The sequence below is a fragment of the Cutibacterium modestum genome, assembly GCF_008326345.1.
GTDB lineage: Bacteria > Actinomycetota > Actinomycetes > Propionibacteriales > Propionibacteriaceae > Cutibacterium > Cutibacterium modestum.
This window is the reverse complement of the sequence record NZ_BJEN01000002.1, coordinates 687,650-711,608: the sequence shown is the minus strand read 5'-3', so window position 1 is coordinate 711,608 and position 23,959 is coordinate 687,650. Positions and strand designations below refer to the sequence as shown.

23 protein-coding genes, 2 tRNA genes and 2 pseudogenes are annotated in these 23,959 nt (G+C 60.4%); 6 read left to right on the top strand and 21 right to left on the bottom strand.

The features are described from left to right. Positions 1–411: 411 nt before the first annotated feature. The gene (locus tag F1563_RS08120; RefSeq protein ID WP_002526962.1) at positions 412–1,191 is read left to right on the top strand and encodes a hypothetical protein; all 780 of its coding nucleotides are present in this window, start codon (positions 412–414) and stop codon (positions 1,189–1,191) included. Between the two features lie 142 nt (positions 1,192–1,333). Next, positions 1,334–1,963 carry an NUDIX hydrolase gene (locus F1563_RS08115; RefSeq protein WP_172623655.1) on the top strand — a complete coding sequence of 210 codons (630 nt, stop codon included), beginning with the start codon at positions 1,334–1,336 and terminating at the stop codon, positions 1,961–1,963. Positions 1,964–2,035: 72 nt separating this feature from the next. Here the strand turns inward: F1563_RS08115 and F1563_RS08110 are convergent, their stop codons facing one another. From F1563_RS08110 to mfd, 11 genes and pseudogenes are all read right to left on the bottom strand, one after another. Further along, positions 2,036–2,869 carry a Bax inhibitor-1/YccA family protein gene (locus F1563_RS08110; RefSeq protein ID WP_002526959.1) on the bottom strand — a complete coding sequence of 278 codons (834 nt, stop codon included), beginning with the start codon at positions 2,867–2,869 and terminating at the stop codon, positions 2,036–2,038. A gap of 140 nt (positions 2,870–3,009) precedes the next feature. Beyond that, a tRNA-Leu gene (locus F1563_RS08105) sits at positions 3,010–3,083 on the bottom strand. A gap of 10 nt (positions 3,084–3,093) precedes the next feature. Continuing rightward, entirely contained in the window at positions 3,094–4,026 is a 933-nt protein-coding gene (locus F1563_RS08100) for a Ppx/GppA phosphatase family protein (protein WP_002526958.1), read from the bottom strand. Continuing rightward, positions 4,023–4,565 (bottom strand): DUF501 domain-containing protein, encoded by a 543-nt coding sequence (locus tag F1563_RS08095; RefSeq protein WP_002526957.1) that lies wholly within the window; start codon positions 4,563–4,565, stop codon positions 4,023–4,025. Before F1563_RS08095 ends, F1563_RS08100 begins: the two co-directional genes overlap by 4 nt. 6 nt (positions 4,566–4,571) lie before the next feature. Next, complete coding sequence (locus F1563_RS08090) at positions 4,572–5,015, bottom strand: FtsB family cell division protein (protein WP_002526956.1); 444 nt, start codon at positions 5,013–5,015, stop codon at positions 4,572–4,574. 299 nt (positions 5,016–5,314) lie between these two features. Further along, complete coding sequence (gene eno, locus F1563_RS08085; protein ID WP_002526954.1) at positions 5,315–6,595, bottom strand: phosphopyruvate hydratase; 1,281 nt, start codon at positions 6,593–6,595, stop codon at positions 5,315–5,317. Positions 6,596–6,682: 87 nt separating this feature from the next. Next, positions 6,683–7,212 (bottom strand): annotated as a pseudogene (locus F1563_RS08080) (hypothetical protein). 99 nt (positions 7,213–7,311) lie between these two features. Next, entirely contained in the window at positions 7,312–7,950 is a 639-nt protein-coding gene (locus tag F1563_RS08075; protein WP_002526952.1) for a nucleoside triphosphate pyrophosphohydrolase, read from the bottom strand. Positions 7,951–7,958: 8 nt separating this feature from the next. Continuing rightward, a complete protein-coding gene (locus tag F1563_RS08070) occupies positions 7,959–8,474 on the bottom strand; it encodes a hypothetical protein (protein WP_002526951.1) in 516 nt (171 codons plus the stop codon). A gap of 229 nt (positions 8,475–8,703) precedes the next feature. Then, positions 8,704–8,892 carry an ATP-binding cassette domain-containing protein gene (locus F1563_RS08065; protein ID WP_227431994.1) on the bottom strand — a complete coding sequence of 63 codons (189 nt, stop codon included), beginning with the start codon at positions 8,890–8,892 and terminating at the stop codon, positions 8,704–8,706. A gap of 353 nt (positions 8,893–9,245) precedes the next feature. Then, on the bottom strand, positions 9,246–12,830 hold the full coding sequence (gene mfd, locus F1563_RS08060) for a transcription-repair coupling factor (protein WP_149302631.1): 3,585 nt from the start codon (positions 12,828–12,830) through the stop codon (positions 9,246–9,248). 380 nt (positions 12,831–13,210) lie between these two features. Between mfd and F1563_RS08055 the strand changes: the two genes are divergently transcribed. The 3 genes and pseudogenes from F1563_RS08055 to F1563_RS08040 all read left to right on the top strand — a co-directional run bounded on the left by F1563_RS08055 (position 13,211) and on the right by F1563_RS08040 (position 15,230). Further along, a complete protein-coding gene (locus tag F1563_RS08055) occupies positions 13,211–14,266 on the top strand; it encodes a zinc-dependent alcohol dehydrogenase family protein (protein WP_002526947.1) in 1,056 nt (351 codons plus the stop codon). A 423-nt stretch (positions 14,267–14,689) separates the two neighbouring features. Then, a pseudogene (locus F1563_RS14220) lies at positions 14,690–14,865 on the top strand (NAD(P)-dependent oxidoreductase); the annotation flags it as partial. Positions 14,866–14,927: 62 nt separating this feature from the next. Beyond that, positions 14,928–15,230, top strand: a complete 303-nt coding sequence (locus F1563_RS08040; protein WP_002526945.1) for a hypothetical protein — start codon at positions 14,928–14,930, stop codon at positions 15,228–15,230. On the opposite strand, the gene pth is transcribed toward F1563_RS08040, so the two are convergent. The 8 genes from pth to F1563_RS08000 all read right to left on the bottom strand — a co-directional run bounded on the left by pth (position 15,220) and on the right by F1563_RS08000 (position 21,681). Continuing rightward, positions 15,220–15,822 (bottom strand): aminoacyl-tRNA hydrolase, encoded by a 603-nt coding sequence (gene pth / locus F1563_RS08035; RefSeq protein ID WP_002526944.1) that lies wholly within the window; start codon positions 15,820–15,822, stop codon positions 15,220–15,222. The two genes, F1563_RS08040 and pth, sit on opposite strands and share 11 nt — an antisense overlap. Further along, positions 15,819–16,421 (bottom strand): 50S ribosomal protein L25/general stress protein Ctc, encoded by a 603-nt coding sequence (locus F1563_RS08030; protein WP_002526943.1) that lies wholly within the window; start codon positions 16,419–16,421, stop codon positions 15,819–15,821. Before F1563_RS08030 ends, pth begins: the two co-directional genes overlap by 4 nt. A 177-nt stretch (positions 16,422–16,598) precedes the next feature. Next, positions 16,599–17,213, bottom strand: coding sequence for a hypothetical protein (locus tag F1563_RS08025; protein WP_172623654.1), 615 nt, complete (start codon positions 17,211–17,213; stop codon positions 16,599–16,601). Between the two features lies 1 nt (position 17,214). After that, complete coding sequence (locus F1563_RS08020; protein ID WP_002526941.1) at positions 17,215–17,784, bottom strand: hypothetical protein; 570 nt, start codon at positions 17,782–17,784, stop codon at positions 17,215–17,217. A gap of 35 nt (positions 17,785–17,819) precedes the next feature. Then, complete coding sequence (locus tag F1563_RS08015) at positions 17,820–19,097, bottom strand: hypothetical protein (RefSeq protein WP_172623621.1); 1,278 nt, start codon at positions 19,095–19,097, stop codon at positions 17,820–17,822. Positions 19,098–19,250: 153 nt separating this feature from the next. Beyond that, a complete protein-coding gene (locus F1563_RS08010; protein ID WP_007433395.1) occupies positions 19,251–20,219 on the bottom strand; it encodes a ribose-phosphate diphosphokinase in 969 nt (322 codons plus the stop codon). Next, complete coding sequence (gene glmU / locus F1563_RS08005; protein WP_172623620.1) at positions 20,216–21,514, bottom strand: bifunctional UDP-N-acetylglucosamine diphosphorylase/glucosamine-1-phosphate N-acetyltransferase GlmU; 1,299 nt, start codon at positions 21,512–21,514, stop codon at positions 20,216–20,218. Before glmU ends, F1563_RS08010 begins: the two co-directional genes overlap by 4 nt. A gap of 88 nt (positions 21,515–21,602) precedes the next feature. Next, positions 21,603–21,681: transfer RNA gene (locus F1563_RS08000), tRNA-Gln, on the bottom strand. Positions 21,682–21,814: 133 nt separating this feature from the next. Here F1563_RS08000 and F1563_RS07995 point away from each other — a divergent pair. Beyond that, on the top strand, positions 21,815–22,447 hold the full coding sequence (locus F1563_RS07995) for a TetR/AcrR family transcriptional regulator (RefSeq protein ID WP_002526937.1): 633 nt from the start codon (positions 21,815–21,817) through the stop codon (positions 22,445–22,447). Here the strand turns inward: F1563_RS07995 and F1563_RS07990 are convergent. Both F1563_RS07990 and F1563_RS07985 read right to left on the bottom strand, forming a co-directional pair. Beyond that, positions 22,429–22,968, bottom strand: coding sequence for a MarR family winged helix-turn-helix transcriptional regulator (locus F1563_RS07990; RefSeq protein WP_002526936.1), 540 nt, complete (start codon positions 22,966–22,968; stop codon positions 22,429–22,431). The genes F1563_RS07995 and F1563_RS07990 overlap by 19 nt on opposite strands. Then, on the bottom strand, positions 22,965–23,936 hold the full coding sequence (locus F1563_RS07985; protein ID WP_036958257.1) for a 4-(cytidine 5'-diphospho)-2-C-methyl-D-erythritol kinase: 972 nt from the start codon (positions 23,934–23,936) through the stop codon (positions 22,965–22,967). Before F1563_RS07985 ends, F1563_RS07990 begins: the two co-directional genes overlap by 4 nt. Between the last annotated feature and the right edge of the window lie 23 nt (positions 23,937–23,959).

Here is a 23,959-nt window from a genome sequence, read left to right as displayed (position 1 = left end):
GAAACCACAAAACCGCAATCCCGAAAGCCAACCAGCAGAACCAGCCACCACCCAGAACCACTCAAACCACTCCAAGCAGCCCCCGACGGCCCGCCAAACATTACACACACCCCACCACCAACGCAAATCCAAGCTGCTAGCGGCATCTTCACTCAGCCAACTGCCTGCCCGGTCTCCACCCTCCCAGCACCACACCAGCCGCAAAACTCCTCATAGACTCGCCTCGTGACGTGTCGAATATGGTTCCGGCAAACCGGATGCGTAGTCCTTAGTGCGATCACGCTTTGCGTGTCTGCCTCATGCAGCTCTACCACCCCTACGACACCCTTAGACGAGCCGAGCCGCACGGCCTTAGTCCCGTCATCCAAGGTCACTGCTTCGGTATCCCCGCTCGATGGCATTCATACCCGTGTGATCATCAATGAACTTGTCGCGGCGTCAGGCAATGGACCTATCACGAAGGTAGACATCACCAAGACCGCTCTCAGCATCACCGCCCAGATTGGCGGCTCCCCCACGGTCTGGACTTGGCAGAACGGCAAGATCGACTCGTCAGCAACCCAGAGCACCCAGACAGTGTCACGTCCCTTCGATCCCGACGACTTCGCCGTCGAAAAGATGCCCACGATTTTGAGTAAGGCTGCCGATATCTCTGGATCCCATATGAACCAGAACCTGCAGATCGTCGAGTACAACCAAGGTACTGTCCTTATGACAGTCTCAACCAAGCCAGAAAGTCGGACCGTCTTCTTCCGGCCGGATGGATCTGCGATCAACCACATCGACTTCGCGTCGCCTGCCGCCATGGCTGAGGCGTTAACTGATGCTGTCGCTGGTGCTAAGCAGGTCGGGCAGGTCAGCTACCAGCCCGGTAAGGCCATCATGGTCGATACCCCGACGACGACGCCTGGCGTCGTCATGAGGCGCACCCGGTCTGCTGATATGCCCGCATGGGCGGTGCAACGCAAGGGGGACGCATCCGCGACCTTCTCGCCTACCCTGCTGCACCCGAATGTCATCATCCACATCATGAATCTCACGGCGGCGAAGGCCAACCAGAAGCCATCCGACATGGGATGGACGATCACCGAGGATTCGAAGCTTAATGCGCCCGTCCTCCGCGTTGGCGTTAACGGTGTAACTAGGGCTTTCAATACTGACGGCACCGACGTCACCGACGAGGTCAAGTAGCGCCTCGGCTCCTCGACTGATTCAGCCCATCAAGGAGCTAGACCGCCGCCTATGGTCAAGGTGGTTGAATGAAAGTGTGCTCATCACCGCAGTCGGAACGCCAGGCAGTGGGCAGACCCATGCCTTCCGCGTCCGTCACGGGATGAATCCACACGTCGAATTGTGGCGTCATGGACTCGTCGTCAGGGAATACCTGTCTGCCGATCGAGTCGATGATGAGATCGTCGTCACTGCTCACGTGGCACCGCGAACGTCCAGCTCTCAACCCCCTCGCACCCGAAGGGGCGTACCAGATCTCTCTGAGGACCGTCAGGCCGACGAATTAGTTCGTCCATACCAACGCGTTGCCGCCTATGCCGTTGTGCGGTCGCGGCGGGGAGTTCTAGGTACTGAGTGTTCTCCACGTACCGCAGTCCCTGGTCTGTGGGCACTGCCTGGAGGTGGTCTGGAGCCCGGTGAGTCCCCGGCTCAAGCGGTCACCCGTGAGGTCATGGAGGAATCCGGGCAACACATCCGCCTCAATCGCATCATCGACCTGCAATCAGATCACTGGATCGGCCGCTCCCCCGCTGGGGTGCTGGAGGACTTCCACGCCCTGCGGATCATTTACTCAGCCACCAGTGAAAACCCCACTGACCCGTACGTCATTGACGTCGGTGGCACCACCCAATCAGCTCAATGGATCCCGCTGTGGCGCTGGCGCCGGCTGTCCTGGGGAGCCGCAACACGAATGTGTCTGGAGACTCATCTGCACGACGTCCCGAGCACCTGATCAGCCATAACTGTCACAAACTTGACAGCAGGGGGCTTGGTCATCGCGACCAAGCCCCCCTTGCCGTCAACGTCAATCAGCACGGAAGTAGCTGAGAATTCGCAGGATCTCCGTGTAGAGCCACACCATCGTCACTGCAATGCCAAAGGCGGCTCGCCAAGACTCAGAAGCTGGAGCCTGGTTACGCACCCCCTGCTCGGCGTAGTCAAAATCCACGACAAGATTCATGGCAGCCAGAACCACACCCAGCGCTGAACACAAGATGCCGATAAGGCCAAAACTGGAAACGCCAACGGTAATCCCGAACAGCGTCAGCATGAGGTTGAAGAGCATCGCGAGGGCGAAGCCTAAGGTCGAAATAATGACGATCTGACGGAACCGCGGCGTCACCTGGATGTTAAAGAACTTGTAGGCCGCCAACGTCACACCGGCAGCGGCGAAAGTACCCAAGACGGCCTGCACCACGATACCGGGGTAGGAGGCCTCGAAGATGGCCGACAGTGAGCCAAGGACTAGCCCCTCACAGATGCAGTAGAAAATGACGCCACCGACTGGCACCGTACGGCGGGTGCTAACGATTATCGCGGTAATGAACGCCGCAATTGACCCGACGATCAAAGCGGGGCCGCCCGCCACCATGTTCGGTCCGATTAAGGTGAAGCTCAAAGCGCCGATGGCAGCGATGATGAGCAGAACTAGGCCGGTACGGCCGAGGACGTCGTCAAAGGTCATTGCGCGCTCGGCACGCTGCTGCGGGCCGTCATGTGACAGCGAGCCCCACTCACCGCCAGGTTGCCCTGACATGCCGTACTGCGATGGATACCCTTGGCCTGCGTAGGCCGGCTGCCCGTAAGGGTTGCCGTGCGACTGGAAGGCCTCGGCTCGGCTAAAGACCGGGTTGGCCATGTGATCCTCCTGTGAAAACTGTGGTCACATCTACTGTAAACAACGACGCGATGACGCGGAACCTTCCCCGTACCGCGGTTTCTAGCGACCGCGACGACTCAGGTCGTACACACTGCGTAGCTGCTCCTGGTGACGTTGAGTACCCCCGACGGGATTCGAACCCGCACTGGGACGGGTTTAAGCCGTCTGCCTCTGCCGGTTGGGCTACGGGGGCCAGGAGCGATTTAGCTCTCCTGCGCCAGCATTGCCAGCGCTATGCCGTCAAGGATATCGGTCTCCGAGACGACGAGTTCACCTGCCGTCACACGGCGGAACACTTCGTCAATGATAAGGGCACCTCCACACAATACCTCTGCACGACGTCGCTTCAGCGGCCCCATCTGTTCAACTTCGTCAACAGTAGACGAAAGCAGCTTGTCCGCCAGGTCGAATATCTGGCTAGCCGCCAGTACTGAATGATGAACCTTGACGCGGTCATACTCCGCGAGGCCCTGGTCAATTGCGGACAGGCTCGTGACCGTGCCCGCGACGGCGATGACAGTACGTGCGGCGGCAACATCGACCGGGCAGGACCCCAGGGCTTCACGAACGTACTTGCGCGCGTCATCGATCTGCTCTGCGGTGGGCGGGTCATCATGAAGGAAACGCTCACGCAGCCGCACCGAGCCGACCTCGAGGCTCGCCTGGGAATCGATAGTGGTTCCATAGCCCAGCACCAGCTCCGTCGAACCTCCCCCACAATCAATCACAAGAACCGGCTCATCGGTTACCTGGACCCCAGACATCGCTCCGGCAAAAGACAAACTTGCCTCTTCTGTGCCGTCAATGATCTCCGCGTCCACATCGAGAGCATCACGGACTCCCGTGAAGAAGTCATCGCGATTGGAGACGTCACGGGCGGCCGATGTGGAGACAAAACGCACCTGGTCGCAGTGGTGGTCCGAAATGGTCTTGGCAAAGGTGCGGCAGGCTGAAAAAGTGCGCTCAAGGGCGTCGGGATGGAAAGAACCGGTGGCGTCAACCCCTTGGCCGAGCCTCACCAGTTCCAGATCTCGTGCCTGCTCAACCAAACGGCCGTCCGGGCCAGCTGATGCGATGAGAAGGCGAATCGAATTCGTCCCGCAGTCGATGGCTGCAACGGTGTAGTTGCTACTCATGCCGTCCTCCTGTCCGACTCAGGCTCGCGATGCGCCGGGGTGCATGGGCTGCACCAGAACTTCCCCAACTCTGCAACGACCTCGTCTCCAAAAGGATTGACCCCCGGGCCGACAGCTAAGGCGTGCCCTGCCAGAGCGTGCAAACATTTCACACGCGTCGGCATACCGCCCGCAGAAAACCCATTGATCTCAGGAACCGGGTCAAGACCGGCCTGTTCACCGATCCGAGCACGATCAGCAACATAGGTCTCATGGGCACGCCGGTATTGGTCGGCGAGCTCCTCGTCCTCGCTAAGACGTTCAGTCATCTGAGCCATCAGCCCCGAAGATTCCAGGGTGCCGATGAGGGATACAGCACGCGGGCAGGTGAGATAGTAAGTCGTCGGGAAGGGGGTGCCGTTCGGCAGCCGGGGCTCGGTCGCGATGACACCTGGCTTGCCGCAGCCGCAGCGCCAAGCCACACCGGCGACTCCTCGTGGTTCGCGCCCAAGCTGGTCCCGGACGTCCTGACGGTCATTGTCGGTAAATTCCTCGAGCATGTCACCTCATCGATGAGAAGGGCCAGGCGATGATAGCTTCGCCGAAGGTGTGGGCGTGATCATCGCTCCCGGAGTGGCGCTGCCGAGTGGAACGGGATGGTCAGCGTCTTGGATTGATCCCGCAGCTTGTCGCCACCAGCGGGCGTCGGAGCTGGCCGCAGTCACTGGGTCTTTTCCATCCAACGAGGTCGTCGATCCGATGACCTTGCCGTTCTCCCCAATAACCTGATATCCAGTTTCGCCCGGCATCACCCAGCCGAGCTGAGAGCGCGCCTGAGCACGGACGTAGTCGGGATCGTGCCATCGCTTGACCTCGTCCTGAAGGCTCGATATGGAAGCGCGTGTCCGAGCTTCGTCATCTTGGATCCGGGAGATCTGGGAACGTTGAGAGAAGTAGATACCTAAACTAGGCGTAATCATGACGAGTACCAGCAGAACCGCCGCACCCATGACAACTGCTCTGAGGGTGAGACCGAACCGGCGAGGCTGGTCCCCCTCCTCCTCAGTAGCTCGGCTACGGGGAGGTTCTGTGCGCGTAGTGCGCTCATAATTTCCGCGGGTCCTCGGACCTGACCGGTTCGGCGCGGACGGGCGTGTGCGCCCCCCGGTCGGTTGCTGGGACCTTCCGGACGAACGGTGTCGGCTGCTTGGTGTCGTGGCCATCGTGGTCCATCTTGACACGACCGTCCCGGCAACACCGAGACGGTCGTGTCAAGCCAGGTGCCAGGATCAGCACCTCATGGCGTGATTCAGGCCTGGAAACGCGGGAATGCGGAAGCACCGGCGTACTCGGCAAAGTCGCCCAGTTCCTCCTCAATGCGCAGCAGCTGGTTGTACTTGGCGATACGCTCGCCGCGGGCCGGGGCACCGGACTTGATCTGGCCAGTTGACAGTGCGACGGCGAGATCGGCGATGGTGGTGTCCTCGGTCTCACCGGAACGGTGCGACATCATGCAGCGGTAGCCGTTGCGGTGGGCCAACTCGACGGCGTCAATGGTCTCCGAGAGGGAGCCAATCTGGTTCACCTTGACGAGCAAGGCATTGGCGGCCTTGGTCTCGATTCCCTTGGCGAGGCGCTTCGGGTTGGTGACGAACAGGTCGTCGCCGACAATCTGGATCTTCTCGCCGAGCTTCTTCGTGAACTCGGTCCAGCCGTCCCAATCCTCTTCGTCCAGCGGGTCCTCGATGGAAACTAGCGGGTACTTGGCGATGAGGCCCTCGTAGTACTCGATCATCTCGGCCGAGGTTTTAGCCTGGCCCTCGAACATGTACTTGCCACCCTCAAAGAACTCGGAAGCAGCGACGTCAAGGGCGAGGGCGACATCCTTGCCGGGCTCGAAGCCGGCAGCCTTGATGGCGTCGAGGATGAGGTCCAGGGCGGCAGCGTTACTGGGAAGGTTGGGGGCGAAGCCGCCCTCGTCACCCAGACCAGTGGCCAGCCCCTTGTCCTTGAGAACCTTCTTGAGGGAGTGGTAGACGGCAGCGCCCCACTCGTAAGCCTGTTTGAAGGACTCCGCGCCGATCGGGGCGATCATGAACTCCTGGATGTCGACATCGGAATCGGCGTGGGCACCACCGTTGAGGATGTTCATCATCGGGACGGGCAGCACGTGGGAGTTCGGTCCGCCCAAGTACTGGTACAGCGGGAGCTCCGCAGAATCGGCAGCGGCGTGTGCGGCAGCCAAAGAGACTCCGAGGATGGCGTTGGCTCCCAGCTTGCCCTTGTTGTCGGATCCGTCGAGCTCAATCATGATCTGGTCGATAGTGCGCTGCTCGCTGGCGTCGCAGCCAAGCACCTCTTCAGCGATCTTCTCGTTGACGTTCTCGACAGCCTTGAGAACGCCCTTACCGGAGTAACGCTTCTTGTCACCGTCACGCAGCTCAACGGCCTCGAACTGACCGGTCGAGGCACCCGAGGGAACCGCAGTGCGGGCCTGAGTACCGTCGTCGAGCATCATCTCGACCTCAACGGTCGGGTTGCCGCGGGAATCGAGGATTTCACGAGCTTCGATGAATTCGATGGTTGCCATGGACCAACCTTTCAGAGAGGATCTTTGCGTCCACCGCAAAGCGTATCGAAGCCGACCAACTAGAGGTATTTCAGGGCCGCTCGTCACTCACTGCCGTTGATCCTTCACTGGGTTTTCAGCGATGACGAATTCGTAGGTGACGTTGTCAGGTGCGTCAATCTGCAGCTCGACCTGCCCGCTTTGTGCCCGCTTGCCAACGCTCAGATGAGCGAACCCTCCATGGCACGGTGCCGATGTCGTCGATTCGTCGTCTTCAGTGACGCTGGTCAGTGCGTCGGTGGTATCACACAGAAAGTAGTAGTCGGTGACGGTACGGCCTCGACGACAACGGTCTGAGAGGTCGAGCCGGTAACGACACGATCACTGATAATTCCGGTAACGCCGGGCAGAAAGTCCTTCACCCCGCCTCGCCGCGGGGTTGCCGTCGACATAGCGTTCGGATTCACATCCTGCGGAGTCGGCTTGCGGCCGGAGGATTGACTCGCCGGCGGCGCCGAAGCTGCGGGGGCATCCGATACCTCAGTAATGCCAGCCGGGTCGTTGACACTGCCCTTGCAAGCGGACAACGCCCCCACTGCGACGACGGCGACACACACCGCCACCAGGGTTCGCCACATCGCACACCTCCTCTACGCCTCCGACTACCGTACTGGTCATCGCCACCCAGACCACCGCCTCAGCAACGAGAAATGTCGCGGCGATAAACCGAGTATCGGTCAAGAAGTGAGGTGTTCAGCCTCCCTGATCTCGTCTTCGAGACTGCGCAAACGGTCTCGAAGCGCCTGATCTGGGTCGACACCGCTCGCCTGGGCACGAGCGATAAGGGTCAAAAACTGTTCACCAGTCTCCTCCGCAGTGATCGGCTCATCGGGCAATTTGACATCCACTCCACGACTGCGCGCCCGTGAGATGGCCTTGGCGCAGCGGGCTACGCTACAAAGGGACCGGCCGATGCCGTCGAGGCTGGAGGTGCGTCCTTTTGCCGCGGCCTTACGGGCTTCCCATGCAGAGTCGAGGTCTTCAGGCACTTCCTCGTCGGAAAACACATAGGGATGACGGGCCACAAGTTTGGCCACGATCCCACCGACGACCTCGTCGATGTCGAAACGTCCCTCCTGCTCACCGATCCGAGAATGGAATACAACCTGGAGGAGCAGATCACCCAACTCCTCGACGAGATCGTCATCGGTACCGGCCTCGATGGCGTCAATAACCTCCCCGGTCTCCTCGACCAGGTAAGTCACCAGGGATCGGTGGGTCTGGCTGCGATCCCATGGACATTCCTCGCGCAACCTCGCCATCACTGTGACGAGATCGCTGAAATCGGCCCTAGATCGCCCCTCCTCAACCGTCATCGACGGAATCAGGAAATCTTACTGAACGGCTGAGACAGGGACGAACTGTCCTGAACGACCAGGTTGCCAGCATCCCAAGATCCCAAACGCGGGTTGACCTTCACACCAACAGCGGACAGGTCAGCCTTCGCCTGTTTTTCACCCTCGAGGTCGAGAAGATGCAACAAGCCCGCAAAGTTACGGACCATCGTGTGACAGACCTGATCGGAGGTCAAAGCCGTCATGCCATTTCGAGCGACGATGTGGTCACGTTCAGCGTCGGAGAGCTTCGCCCCGCGCTTATCCAGGACCTCTTGCGCAGCGGCTCCACGGATAACCGTCGAGGAGATGATCTGGCGCGGGGTGATCTCCGAAGAAGGATTGATGAACTTCGAACAATGCTCGACGGCATCGTCAACGGACTTCATTGTCACCGTTGTGTTCCCCACCGTGGCCGCGGTGCTCGGGGAGCTCGCGCACCCGGACGCCACACTTACCAGGGCAACAGCCACCGCAGCGGCACCGAGCCGTCGTCGCATCGTCATCACATCTCCTGCCACGAAAAACGAGGGTACAATCGCTTATCTTATGCCCCGGATCTTATCTGGATTGGTGTGGGGCGCGATGAGGCCCCTCGTTTCGGCATCGTATCGCTGGCCCGACTGAGGCACCTATAACAGTAACGCTCAACAATCACCGGAACGGACAGCGAGACGAGCGTAACCGACCCACCCGCAGTGATGGCAGCTACAACCCAACCAACCCCCACCGGGCTCATACCTGACGGCACTGGCCAGTTATTACGCCTCGCGCTAGCCCCGCCCGACCCGGGGAGCGTGGCGAACCCTGCAGATGGACGAGCACCCCCGCCATGAGCCTGAACAGGGTCGACTTCCCGGCACCATTGACGCCCAACAAAACTGTGCGACCGTTAGAAAAACGACAGGTTATGCCCCGAAGCACATCCTCTCCTTCCCCTATACGAAAATTGAACTCCCCTGGTTAACAATTCATCGCCCATGGGTCACCAGCACCACTATAGAAACGAAACCTCAATATGTGACTGGTATTAAACGCATCCACGCCTCGGAACTACAGAGATACCCTCTACCGCGAGACGATAACCATCCGCGGACCGCCGCCCCATCCGGTACGCGTCAAAGAATAGCTACATGACAGCGTTTTATTCCCTCGCGCAATATCGGAAAGCATCGCCCATCTAAATTTTTCCAACGTACTCACCGTGACCTCACTACATGAGGGTTCGGGAAATACATGCCGAACGTGAGGAGCCGTGCCTAACGCCAAGCTGCCAGTCAGTTACTTGTCGATGCCAGAGTCTTAACGCCCAAAACCCCGGTGACAGCTCGCGATGCCCAGTCGAGCAGCTCGGCACCTCCCAAGGGCTGGCCTCCAACCTTTGCGGTCATGGGTTTAGGCACCAGCACCAGACCCGCTGTGTGTTTGACCACCGATCCGGGATACAACCTCTTGAGGCGCATCACCCGAGATTCCGGCAGGTCCACCGGCGAAAACCGGATGTTACGTCCGGCTGGAACGACCTCGTGAATTCCAGCCTGCCGGCACAGCAGGCGGAATCGCGCCACCCCAAGCAGGGCCTGGACGGGCTCGGGCATCGGTCCATAGCGGTCGACCAACTCGGCTCCAATGGCGTCAATCTCCTCGTCACTGCGCACCTCAGCCAGTCGTTTGTACATCTCCAGGCGTAGGCGCTCGGTTTCGACGTACTCAACCGGAAGGTTGGCGTCAACGGGCAGCTCAATGCGCATCTCCGGCTCGTCGGCAGCGGTGCCGTCCCCACGAAACTCAGCGACGGCGTCACCCACCAGACGGATGTACAGATCAAAGCCAACGTCGGCGATGTGCCCGGATTGCTCACCACCAAGCAGGTTCCCGGCGCCGCGAATCTCCAGATCCTTCATGGCAATAGCCATGCCGGCACCCAGGTCGGTGTGGGCGGCCATCGTCGCCAGGCGGTCGTGAGCCGTCTGAAAGAGTGGCTTATCCGCCGGGTACAGGAAGTAGGCATAGCCGCGCGCCCGAGACCGCCCCACTCGGCCACGCAATTGGTGAAGCTGGGACAGACCCATGAGGTCAGCACGATCGATGAGCAGGGTGTTGGCAGTGGGAATGTCAATACCCGACTCAACGATCGTCGTACAGACCAACACGTCAGCGCGACGTTCCCAGAAGTCCACCATGATCCGCTCAAGCTGCTTCTCGTTCATCTGGCCGTGGGCAGTGACGATCCGCGCCTCCGGCACGAGCTCGCGCAACTTGACAGCCGTCTTCTCGATGGACTGCACCCGGTTGTGGATGTAGAAAACCTGACCTTCACGGGCAAGCTCGCGCCGAATGGCCGCAACGACCTGCCCCTCGTCATAGGGTCCGGCGAAAGTGAGCACCGGGTGACGTTCCTCCGGCGGAGTGGCGATCGTACTCATCTCACGGATGCCCGTTACTGCCATCTCCAAGGTGCGCGGGATCGGCGTGGCGCTCATAGCAAGCACGTCAACGTTGACCCTCATACGCTTAAGTGCCTCCTTGTGCTCGACGCCAAAACGCTGCTCCTCATCGACGATGACCAAGCCAAGATCCTTGAACTCAACCTCTTTGGCCAACAGGCGATGGGTACCGACGACGACGTCGACGGTACCGCGTTTGAGCCCCTCGAGGACCTCGCGAGCTTCAGCGTCAGTCTGGAAGCGAGATAGGGCCGCCACCTTGACGGGGAATCCCGCGTAACGCTCGGTGAAGGTCTGGAAATGCTGCTGCACCAGCAGCGTGGTAGGCACCAGCACTGCCACCTGCTTGCCATCCTGCACGGCCTTGAACGCAGCGCGTACCGCGATTTCAGTCTTGCCATAGCCGACATCGCCACAGACCAGCCGATCCATTGGAACAACCTGTTCCATGTCGCGCTTGACGTCGGCGATGGTGGTGAGCTGGTCAGGGGTCTCAACGTAGGCGAAGGCGTCCTCCAACTCCCGCTGCCATGCAGTATCAGGGCCGAAAGCATGCCCCTTGGTGGCCTGCCGAGCCGCGTAGAGCTTGATGAGCTCAGCGGCGATCTCACGAACCGCCTTGCGGGCACGTGCCTTGCGCTTGCGCCAGTCTCCCCCACCCATGCGGTCGAGGCTGGGAGCATCTCCACCGACATAGCGGGTCACCTGATCCAGCGAGTTCACCGGCACGAAAAGGCGGTCGCCGGGCTGACCCTTCTTGGACGGCGCGTACTCGATAACGAGGTATTCACGGGTGGCACCGCCGACAGTGCGCTGCACCATCTCCACGTACCGTCCCACACCATGCTGCTCATGGACGACGAAATCACCCGACTTGAGCTCCAGAGGCTGAATCTGATTGCGACGTCGCCGAGGCATACGCCGCTCGCTGGTGACGGCCGGATCCTGAGATTCCGCAAGGTCACCAGTGGAGGCAACGAGTAACTTGAGGGATTCGGCAGCAAAACCATGACGCTGATGACGCCGGATGACCTGAACGCACGGCTCAGTGACATCCAGGGCGGCATCTTCGACCTGCCTGGCTGCGACGTGATGCTCGCCCAGCAGCTCGGTCATGCGTTTCGCCGTGCCCTCACCCTCGGCGCACAGAACGACCGTCCAACCGTCGTCAAGGCGGGTCGTCAGATCTTTGACGGCTGCCTCAACGTCGCCACGCCACGGCTCAACGGCCACTAACTGGGGATTGACGGTCTGCGGAGCACTGGTGGCGGGCTCGTCGGCGCCGAGGACATCAGTTGCCGAAGCATCCAAGGTGAAAGAGGACATTGACCACCAGGCCATGCCACGCTCCAGGCAATGCGATCTTACGCGGGTCAAGCTGCGATAACCCGAGGCGGCCAGGTCGATAGGAGCTTGTCCACCACCGGCGGCAGCTGCCCATCCAGCGCCAAGGAACTCTTCAGAAGTGCGAACCAGATCCGCAGCCCGGGAGCGCACCATTTCCGGATCCGACAGAACGATCATGGCATGCTCAGGCAGGACGTCAACGAGCAATTCCATCTCGTCGACCAGGGCCGGCATGAGAGCCTCCATTCCCTCAACAGCCTGACCGTCACCAATCCGCTCCAGCATGTCAGCCAGCTCGGGATGATCGGGCAGTAAGGCCTTGGCTCGGGAACGCACGTTGTCGGTAAGAATGAGCTCACGACACGGAGCACAGATAAGTTCTTCGTGGGTCTCATCGGTCGATCGCTGGTCGGCTACCGCGAAGGAGGTCATTTCCTCAATCTTGTCACCAAAGAAATCGATACGAACCGGGTGTTCCAACACTGGTGGAAAGACGTCGACGATGCCGCCACGTACTGCGAATTCGCCACGGCGTTCCACCATGTCAACACGGCTATAGGCGGCGTTGATGAGTTCGGTCGCCAGCTCTGTGAGGTCGTGTTCCTCCCCTACGGCAAGGTGCACCGGCTTGATGCGTCCCAAGCCAGCTACTTGCGGCTGTAGCAAGGAACGCACTGGGGCGACGACTACTTGTGGCACCTCACCCTCGGTGCCACACAGCCGACGCAGTACCTCCATGCGTCGGCCGACGGTATCGGTACGCGGGCTTAGACGTTCATGAGGCAGGGTCTCCCACGACGGGTAGTAACAGACGGCGTCGCCGCCAAGCCAGGTCTCCAGGGTGGCAACCGACTCCTCGGCCTCCCGAAACGTACTCGTCACTAGCAACACCGGAAGGCGCCGGGAACCATCGAGAGACCGGCTCAGTACGGCCACCACCGCCGGGCGAGCCGACGCGGTCACCTGGAGGTCAAGAGTGGGGGTGCGCCGGGTAAGAGCATCTTCCACAGCGTGGGAGAGCACCGGCTCGCGGGAAAGAAGGGAGGTCAATCCGCCGAAAGTCACCAAAACAGTGTAGGCGTCGGATCATGATCTGCCGAGCGGGCGAAGCCGTGGAGCAGAGCCTAAACACGGCAACCCACGGGGAAGCCTCACCCCGCTGCGATCCGCCTTGGAAAACCCATGGCATCAACTCCTGGGCCCAATGACGACACCGTTCGACGACGCAAACATGGAGCTTCCACACATGCCTCGCCTCTCGGTACGTCACAGTCCACACGAACATATCCCTCGAGCCACCATGAACGAACCCCTGGCGTCTATCCTCATAGAAACGATTAGCCTAGGAACCGCCAACACGACGCCGGTCACCCCGGGCACATCGCGCTTCTACGGCGCACCGACTGCGACGCAGAGCAAGACGGGATCAGCAGAAAGCGTCACCAATAATGAAAGCAGCAGTAGTTGAGCACTACAAAGAGCCACTAGTCATCGAAAATGTGGCTGAACCAACCCATGACCCGGACGGCGTGCTCGTCGAGGTGAAGGCCTGTGGCGTCTGCCGAAGCGACTGGCACGGCTGGCAGGGCGAGTGGCCGGGATTCACCGGCAACTCCTTGCCTCACATCTTCGGACACGAATTCGTCGGGCAAATCAGTGAGACCGGCACCAACGTCAGCCGGTACCGCGTTGGCGACCGGGTAATCGTCCCCTTCACATTGGGTTGTGGTCACTGTGAATACTGCCGAAGCGGTCACTCCAACGTCTGCCCCGAGGTATCCATGCCCGGATTCAGCTATGACGGCGGATTTGCGCAGTTTGTCGCCGTGCCGGATGCAGATGCGAACCTCGTAAAACTTCCCGATGCCGTCACCTTCACCGATGCTGCGGGTATGGGCTGCCGCTTCATGACCGCTTACCACGGTGTCATCGAGGTCGGACGGATCCATCCCGGTGACTGGCTGGTGGTCTATGGCGCGGGGGGAGTAGGCCTGTCGGCCACACTTGTCGCTACCAGTGCGGGAGCAAACGTCATCGCCGTCGACCTCGCCGATGACAAGCTTAAGCTGGCACGCAAGGTCGGGGCCGTCGAGACCATCAACTCGCATGAGACCGATCCGGTGGCGGCAGTTCGCGAATTGACCGGCGGAGGTGCGGACAAGAGCATCGACGCCCTAGGAATCTCCGATACGCTCCACAATGCGGTCAACTCATTGCGCTCTCGAGGGATCCACATCCAGATCGGCATGACCCCGGAAGGGCCAGCCGGCCAGGTACCGCTGACGATCAACGACATCGTCTCCAAGGAGATCGATTTCCGAGGGTCCTTCGGAATGCCTGCCGTCGAGTTTCGCTACCTGCTCAACCAGGTTGCCGCTGGCAAGGTGAAGCCAGGCCAGCTCGTCGCCAAGACCATCGCACTAAGTGAAGTGAATGACGCTCTCACCGCCATGTCTACCTACAACACAGTGGGGACCAGCGTCATCACCGACTTCACTCGCTGAAGCAGACGTCCGTGATTGGGCTCGGCACCCCCGAGCCCAATCACGCTTGTATCGGCTCACGACTCGAAACTAGTCTGCGCAGGGCTCCTTCAGGGATAGGGCGTCATACCACCCAGTCCCGCAATACCACACCAGCGTCCACGCAGCATGCGACCGCACACCCGCGGCCGAAACTTCGGGCTTAGCCATCTCTCCCAACCTTGCACCAGATGTGACGCAATAGGCGCGTCCCCTCTCATCTACTCCCCGAAGAGCGTGGCGGAACACACCCTCATGATGCCCCTGATGGCGGTGAGACGCATGAAGCTCATCCTGGGCTGTGGCGAAAGATCACTCGCTGGAACGCTCCGCCGGTCGACAACTCGCGGAGATGACCGTGGGCATCATTGGCGCAAGGCGATTGGCTCGAGGATCGCCCATCTATTGCAACCCTTTGGCTGCGAGTCTTGGTCTACGACATCCTGCCGGATCCACAACTGAACGACATCGTCGAGTTCCTCAACCTGGAGACCCTGTTCAACGACGACGCCATCATTTTGCATGTGCCCGCCCTACCCGTGAACCATCACATGATCGACGCTAAACAATTCGCCATGATGTGCGATGGGGTTCTCCTCATCACCTGTGCCCGCGGTGAACTCATTCGTACCGGGGCACTGCGATGCCATCGGATCTGGCAAGGTTGCGGGCGCTGCAATTGACGTTATTGGGGGATGATCACAGGTATTTTCACCATGATCACCGTCCCGACGCCCTGGACAACTACGACCTTGTGTTGCTCCGTTCCTTCCCAAACGTGATCATCACCCCGCATATTGCCTTCTACTCGGACACCGTTACAGCGGAGATGGTGGACTGTGCGATGGATCCCCTGCGTGATTTCTATCCCGATGGAAGGGCATATTACCGAGACCCTATCCACGGGTGCATCGAGAACCGCTACGCAGAGCCGGTCAGGAATTGAAGCGGTTCTGGGTCGCCGCCAGTCCTTGAGTAATGATCATTTCGACGGCGTCGGCAGCCAGGGCCACCCGAGCGTCCATGTCAGCGCGCTGCCTGGCAGGCACCCGGGCCAGCACCCAGTCAGCTGGATCCTGGCGACCGGGAGGACGCCCAACACCGACCCGCACCCGAATGAAATCACCGGTACGTATGTGGACTCGAATGGATTTCAGTCCATTGTGGCCATTGTCTCCGCCTCCCTTTTTTATGCGCAGCCGACCCGGGTCAAGATCAATTTCGTCATGAACGACGATGAGATGGTCCGGGGTGATCCCCGAGAAGTCCGCGACCTTGCGGACGGCGATACCCGACTCGTTCATGTACGTGCGGCTGCGCATGAGGGTGACGGTCTGGGCGTCTGCAGCTGGTATACCCAGACCCGCCGAGCTCAAGCGAGTGCGAACAAGTTCCGCTCGTTGACCACGGGCCGGCGAGAGGTTCTCACCGACCCGACGGCATAACTCGGTTATGACGTCTGCCCCGACATTGTGTCGGGTGCCGTCATAACGCGGGCCCGGATTGCCGAGCCCGATCACGAGCCACGATGGGCTCACTCTTGCTCAGCTTTCTCCTCGGACTCGCCCTCAGCGTCCTCACCCTCAACAGGCTCGGTCTCCGGGAAGACAACAGTGGCGGCAACAGCCTCCGCGTCGCCTAGCAGGCTGGTGCCCTCGGGGAGCTTGAGGTCACCGAGATAGATCGTCGTGCCGGCCTCGAGGCCAGTGACGTCGATCTCGACAACCTCAGGGATGTTGAGAAGGTCAGCCTGGACCTCGATCTCGTTGAACTCAGTCATGGCGATGGTGCCGGGGGCCGACTCACCGGTGACGCGCAGGGCGACGTTCACGTCCACCTTCTCGCCACGACGCACGGACAGCAGGTCAACATGGCGGACGAATCCCTTGAGAACGTCACGCTGAATGTCCTTCGGTAGGGCGAGCATCGGTTCCCGGCCCTCAATCTCAATTGAGAGCAGCGGGTTCTCGGTACGTAGAGCCAACAAGGTAGCGTGGCCGTCAAGGGTCACGTGAATCGGGTCGTGATCGTGACCGTACATGACGGCGGGAACCTTGTCGTTGCGACGGATCCGACGCGCGGCGCCTTTACCGAACTCGGTACGCTGCTCTGCCTTAAGGTGAATAATGTCTGCCATAGTGGCGTCTCCTTCTCGTTGAGGTAAACCGGCTCGACGAGAGGAAGCCCAGTGGACGGCCAGTCGATCACGGACCTTGCGGTCCCTCGCCAAGCTTAAAAAAGCTTACCCATACGACGTGAGGGTCACAACCTGAGTTGCCCAGGTTGTGACCCTCACGGGGCATATTCAGGCTTCTCAGTCAATCGAGTCCTCGGACGTCAACTGGGCATACCGGGATTCGGGATTAGTTCCTGAGAATGGTTTCCCGATCGCGTGCCAGGTGAGATTAGCCCCACAACTAACGTTCTGGGCGTCAACATCCAGCATGATGAATCCCCATACCAAACGTCCCTGGGTGTGCGGAGCAAGGTCGTAAGGCCCCACCTGCTGTGACAGCTCCCACGACACCGTGTCGACGTAGTCGAAGCCGTAAGACTGATTGAGGTACGTGGCCAACGTGCCAGCGGCTTTGATCTCGGCCTTGACCTCGGTCGTCTCACTGCGCTTGACCGTGACGGTGTGGGTCACGGGCAGGGCAACGTCGGTAGTGTTCTCCACGCTAGCCCCGTCAGTCTGTTTGAACCATCGACGAGACGCCGTCACGTACACACCCCGCGTCCCCTGCGGTGTGCAACGAGTACCGGGCTTATAGTCGTCGTTCCACCGCTGGGGCAACTCGAAATCGATCCCGCTGTTTGACGATTCCCTGACGGCATGAGCAGGAACTGCTGGGAGCACGGTGGTCAACGCCACGACCACGGTTACCGCACCCATTACTGTCCGCCGCAACACGCTGATCCTCTTTAGCATCTCAGGCGTCATACTGCTCATTGTCGCGGGTGCTGATCCTTACGTGATGCTCCCGTGGGAGGGTGGCGGTGAAGTGGTCACCGCGGCCCTGCCACTTTTTGTCGGAACCGCAGACAGTGTGCTGCCCTTCGAAGTCGGAGACGATCCATCCGGCTTGGAGAACTGCGGTCTTGCCCGGGGCGATGTCGTACGGACCGACGGTCTCCCCAACCTCATAGGTAGAAGAGGTGCTGTAGCTGCTGGAAATGGAGATGTGGATCACATCGAGCAGCGGGAAGTCGATGCCTGCCGAAATCGACCAGTTCTTCGTCTTCGTTTCTGTGATGGATCGCGTCACCGGCAGCGGAGTGTCGTTGCAGTTAGAGACGGTCCACGTTCCAGCAGAGCCATCGAAGTAGCTGCGCACTACATGAACGGTCTGTCCGGTGTCACCAGGGTTCGAACAAGGGGCACCGATGGTGGTCGGGTTGGCGGGATTCTGGTGCTGCACCGGCAGGGCTTGGACGGGCATCTGGGCACCAGCAGCGACGATAGCTCCGGTGGCGAGAGTGGCGACGAGTGAGCGAATCATTGTTGTTCCTTCCAAGAAGCAAGTGAAGATGGGGGTCAGCGGGTGGTTTGGGTGGGTACAGGAAGACGCTTCCACGCGTCAGGGGTGACATCGACGGTACGTTTGGCTCCGTCGGTGCCAGTAATGGTGGCCTCAGCCCAGAATCCGGCAGGCGCGGAGGCCAGTCCGTAATTGGAGACGATAGATGCAACGCCGTCCTTGCAACCAACCTCGCGGTAGTTCACTCGCCGCAGCAGGGTGCCATATTCGACATGAACCTTCTCCCCGGGAGCAAGATCGACGCCCTTGAGCTCGGTCTTGACGGGTAGGTAGGCGCGGTATATCGCCCCGACGGATTCCAACCATCCGCGTGGTGGTCCGTAGGAGGAGGGGTTCCAGTTCACGTATCCTGCGTACTGAGCTCCCACAACGGTGTCAGTAACAGAAGTGAAGTGGTACTGGCCCTTGGACCAATTGAGGAAGTCCTGAGAGTACCCGGGCTGACGGACAAGCGGATCAATACCGGAGATGTCCAACGGGTACCAACCGTTCGCCGCACACTGCTCTCCGTGCTTGGGCCAAGAGGGATCGCGCCATAGTGGGCTGGTCGGTTCGACCGGAATATCCTTGCTGGGATCAGCGAGCTTCTCCAGATTCGGACCGGCCATAAAAATGTCGCGATCGTCAACGACTCGGCTGTTCTTGCCCGATCCTCGCGACGGAATGGACAGGGCACGATCCGAGATGGAACCATCCTTGTGGATGACGAGCGCGTATGCGTACCGCTCGGCTGGCGCGGTACCCTGGATGACGCCAGCCCCGCCGCTGGGCTGAAGATACCCGTCCCGGCACCCTAAGAACATACCCACGAACCTCTTGAGGGTGACACCGTATTCAACCCGGAAGGACTCTCCAGGGCCAAGTTTGACGGGGCCGAAGGTTTCCTTGTCATGCCACCCGTTGGAGGCAACGATCCCCAACTCCGTTTTGAGGGTGGTGTTCCAATTCGGGGGAAGCTTGGATGCCGAGTTGGAGTCGATTTTGTGGTTGGTGGATGTTTTCACGCTGGCGGTGTAGTTAACTGCATGGTCGGTTTGGTTCGTGAACTGCAACGTTCCGTCGGACTGGTAGTGGCGGTTCGTCTCGCCGTAGTGCCAGTCTGGGATCACGGAACCACTGCACGGATGGAAAAGACCAGGGACGGGATATGCCTGCGGCTTACCCGTTTCCCTAGTCCCTGCGGCGTGGGCCCCACCTGTTGCAAAAGCAGCCATGACTACGGCTGTCGCCACCACCCCTGCGCAACAGGCCCTTACCGTCCTGATGGGCCACATATTCCCTCCAATCGGGACAGGTCGGAGGTGCGCCGGAGTCAAAAGGGCGCACCTCCGGCCAAGACCTGATCCTGACGGACGAACGGTATCAACCAAGAGGGCCATCTCGACCGGCGCGAAGGGGCACGACGCTGCGCCCCTTGCAGAGGCAAATTAGCGGAACAGACTCGTCACTGACCCGTCCTCGAAAACCTCCTGAATCGCCTTGGCGATAAGCGGGGCGATGGACAACAGCGTCATGGCGGGAATGTTGATGCCCTCGCGGATCTTGAGGGTGTTGGTGACGATAAGCTCCTCGATGGGAGAGTTATTGATGCGCTCCGCAGCCGGGTCCGACAGGATCGGATGAGTGGCAGCGGCGATAACCCGTTTAGCACCGTGTTTCTTGAGAGCCAAGGCAGCCTGGCACATCGTGCCTGCAGTGTCGACCATGTCGTCAACAAGCAGACAGGTCTTACCCTCGACCTCACCGACAACCTCATGGGTGGTCGTCTCGTTGGCTTTATTCGGGTCACGACGCTTATGAATAATGGCCAGCTGGCAGCCGATCTTGTCGGTCCACATATCAGCCAGGCGCACCCGACCTGCATCCGGGGAAACGACGACCATGTCGGAATTGTCATATTTAGAGGTGACGTAGTCGGCGAGCACCGGAAGGGCCCACAAGTGGTCAACTGGACCATCAAAGAATCCCTGGATCTGGGCGGCGTGCAGATCGACTGACATGATGCGGTCGGCTCCGGCAGCCTGATAGAGGTCGGCCATGAGACGGGCGGAAATGGGCTCCCGTCCTAGGTGTTTCTTATCCTGACGGGCGTAGGGGTAAAACGGAGAAACCACGGTAATGCGCTTGGCCGAAGCCCTCTTGAGGGCGTCAATCATGATGAGCTGTTCCATCATCGCTTCGTTCACCGGGGCACTGTGGGACTGGATGACGAAGGCATCACAGCCGCGCACAGACTCCTGGAACTGCACGTAAATCTCCGAATTCGCATACGTAACCTGACGCGACGGGACAAGCTCGACGCCGAGTTCGGCAGCGATCTGCTCGGCAAGTTCGGGATAGGCCCGTCCTGAGCAGATCATGAGGTGCTTGTTGTTCGGACGGGTGGTTCCACTCACTGGTCAGCCTCCGGGGTCGGGGTGTCGTCTTGGCTGTCGGACGTGACGTCCGAGTTGGTGGCGGGAGCTGCGTACTCCCGAGAGAGAACGGATCCGGCAACGACGGAGGATCCTGCGATCACCTCGGAATCGCCAACGTAGGCCATGTGGGGAATGGCCGCTTCCGTTCCGACGTGGGTGTTCTTGGCTTCAACGAAGGCTCCGACTTTGGCGTCACGGTCGAGTACGGAACCAGGACGGATGTTTGAGAATGGGCCAACCCGCGCTCCCTCACCGACGACGGCGAGAGTGATCTCGGAGCGGGTGACGGTGGCTCCCTCGCGAATCTCGGAGTCGGTGACGGTGACGTCCGGACCAACCGTGGCCCCAGCACCAATGGTGGTGGCCCCATTGAGAAAAACTCCGGGATACAGAGTGACGTCATTGGCAAGATCAACATCAGGCTGGACCCACGTCGCTGAGGGATCAATGACAGTGACCCCGGCGCGCATCCATCCAGTGACGATGCGGCGATTAACCTCGGCATTCATGCGGGCGAGCTGGACCCGGTCGTTGACCCCCTCGGTCTGCCAAACATCATCGATACGGAAGGCGCCAACGCGACCGCGGCCAGGAACTTCGACAGTGCCGTCAGCAGCCATGGTGACAACGTCGGTGAGGTAGTACTCGCCCTGAACGTTGTCGTTAGAAAGCTTGGAGACACCATCGCGCAAGGCTCCGGCATCGAAAACATAAATACCGGAATTGATCTCGCGGACAGCTCGCTGGGCCTCATCGGCGTCTTTGTGCTCGACGATGCCCACGACGGCCTCGCCGTCTCGCAGGATGCGTCCGTAACCGGTAGGGTCCTCGACTTCAGCGGTGAGAACCGTGACAAGATTGCGGCGCTCACGATGAACCTCAACCATCTGCTGAAGAGTCTCACCGGTGAGCATAGGGACGTCGCCGTAGGTGACGACGACCTCACCGTGGAGCTCACCCAATCCCTCGAGACCGCATGCGACGGCGTGACCAGTACCCTTTTGCTCCGCCTGGACAGCCGTGGTGACGTCGGGGGCATCCTCAGCCAGATGAGCTTCGACCTGCTCACGACGATGCCCCACGACCACGACGAGGTGGTCCGGGTTAAGTCCGCGAGCCGCTCCGACCGCCCACGACAACATTGGCCGACCAGCAACCTCATGCAGCAGCTTGGACTTGGTCGATTTCATGCGGGTGCCGCCGCCGGCAGCCAGCACGATGACGGCGGCCACTCCGTCGATCATGGCTCGGTCAGTGGACGGGCTCGACGTCACGGTGCTCCCCCAGGCTCGGATGTGGCATGCAGGATTTACTTTAGCCGTCACTTGGTGACACCGCATTGTGGGGAGCGGGATGAGCGGGCTCCCCGGGCAGGAGTCGAACCTGCGTCGCTAATCCTGATTCAAAGTCAGGCGGGCCCTGCCGACAGACCAACCGGGGAACGCTCGGCGAACCGAGTCCCCATAACTCTAGAGCATGCATCGCGATTCGGCCACGCGGCAGCGCTGAGTAGGCTCAATGTCATGACGTCCGAATTCACATCCCAGCCATCACCCCCCCAGCGCCATGCGCGGATGACCAGTGGTCAGCGTCGTGAACAGCTCATCAGTGTGGCCCGCCGACTTTTCGCGGATAATGGCGTGGCGGGGACCTCCGTCGAGGAGATCGCTACGACTGCGGGAGTCTCTAAGCCGGTCATTTACGAGCATTTTGGGTCCAAAAATGGGCTGTACGCCGTCGTTGTAGACCGCGAGGTGCGCCACCTGCAAGATTCCCTCAATGCTGCCATGACTCGCCCAAAACAGGGTCCGAAACGCACCCTTGAGTCAGCGGTATTGGCCTTGTTGGACTACATCGGTGATCGTCCAGACGGTTTTCGGATCATTTCGAGAGACTCCTCGGTCGGTTCAACCACCGGTTCGTACGCATCGATTCTCTCCGACGTCGCATCGTGGGCTGAGGGAATTCTCTCTGACAACTTCGACCGTCACGGGTTCGACGCCTCGTACTCCTACCTGTACGCCCAAGCTCTCACCGGCATGGTCGGCATGACCGGCCAGGCGTGGCTCGACACCCGTGAACCGGCCAAGAAGGTCGTTGCCGCCCATCTAGTTGATTTGGCTTTCAACGGGCTCGCTCGTCTCTCGGAGAGCCCACGTCTCAGCCACCACGCCGAGAGAGAAATCCCTCAGTCCAGCTCCTCCTGACGAGCCAGGACGGCGCGCAAACCTTGGCCTAGCTGCTCGACGACCTCGGCGTCCATCGAGTCGAGTAGACGTCCCTCAGACTCAAGTAGTGCCGCCAGGGCACCATCGACCCGGTTGCGCCCTTCATCGGTGAGTTCGACGATGACTCCACGCCCATCCTTGGGATGGGGAAGGCGCCGCACCAGATCACGATCCGACAGCCTCGTAATGCGGTTAGTCATCGTCCCTGATGCCACCTCGAGCTCGTTGAGAAGTTGGCCCGGACTAAGTTGGTAGGGCTCACCACAGCGTCGCAGGGCCGCTAGCACGTCGAATTCCCAGCCCTCGAGGCCCCACTGCGAGAACGCTTTGGCGCGGTCACGATCCAGACGACGAGCGAGCCTCGAGACGCGCGACCACACCTCCATCACCTCGACGGGCAGATCAGGACGCTCCCTAGCCCACGCCGCGATAATGCCGTCGACCGCATCCTTCTGTGGCAAATTCTGATGCGGAGCGTTCTGATGTATGGGGCGGGTCATGCGAAACTCCCCACCGGGCCAGGCAGGAGCTGCGCTCCCGCGGCTGGACCGCAGGCAATTCGGGTGCGATGAACCTGGGGCAGATTGGACACCGCAGTGCTGACCTTCTTGACGCCAGCGGTGCCCCGAACGAGAAAAGCGCAGGTCGGCCCCGACCCGGAGACCAGAGCGGTCAGTGCTCCGGCCTCCCGCCCGACCGTCAGCACCTCTTCAAGTTCAGGTCTAAGGTCAATAGCGGCGGCCTGTAAATCATTGCTCAAGCTGCCAGCGACAGCATCGAGATCGCCGCGGGTCAAGGCCGAGATAAGGTCATTAGGGACTGCTTCTCCCCCAGGGTTGCCGCCTAACTCGTCGAAACGCCGGTAGACGGCTGGGGTGGACAGTCCTTGATTCGATGTCGCGAAGACCCAGCGATGACGTCCTCGGCAGATCACCGGCGCAAGGCGGTCTCCTCGGCCTCGCCCTAACGCCACTCCACCGGTGAGGCAAAAAGGTACGTCGGAGCCGAGCTCGGCAGCCAGCGGTTGCAATTCCTCAGGAGAATCGGGGATCCGATACAGCGCGGCTGCGGCCATAAGGGCGCCCGCGGCGTCAGCTGATCCACCAGCCATCCCACCAGCGACCGGAATCGACTTATCGATGTGAATATCAACGCCGTGGCCACGATTTTCCCACTCTGGGACGGATTCGTTGCGGACGAGTTCCACAGCCTGCCAGGCCAGGTTCGTCTCATCGGTGGGGACTTGGTTGGCGTCCTCTCCTGAGATGGTGAGGGTGATGCGCGAATCGTCGCGACGAGTCACCGTCACCTCATCGTAGATACAAATAGCCTCAAAAACCGTCGCCAACGGGTGAAAACCGTCAGGCGCGCGGTTGCCGACCCCGAGCGCCAGATTGACCTTGGCGCTGACCCGCACCGTCACCGTCGTCGGCCGGAGCAAGTCGAACGGATCGTCCATCATCACCATGTGCTTACCGTACCGGTAGAAGT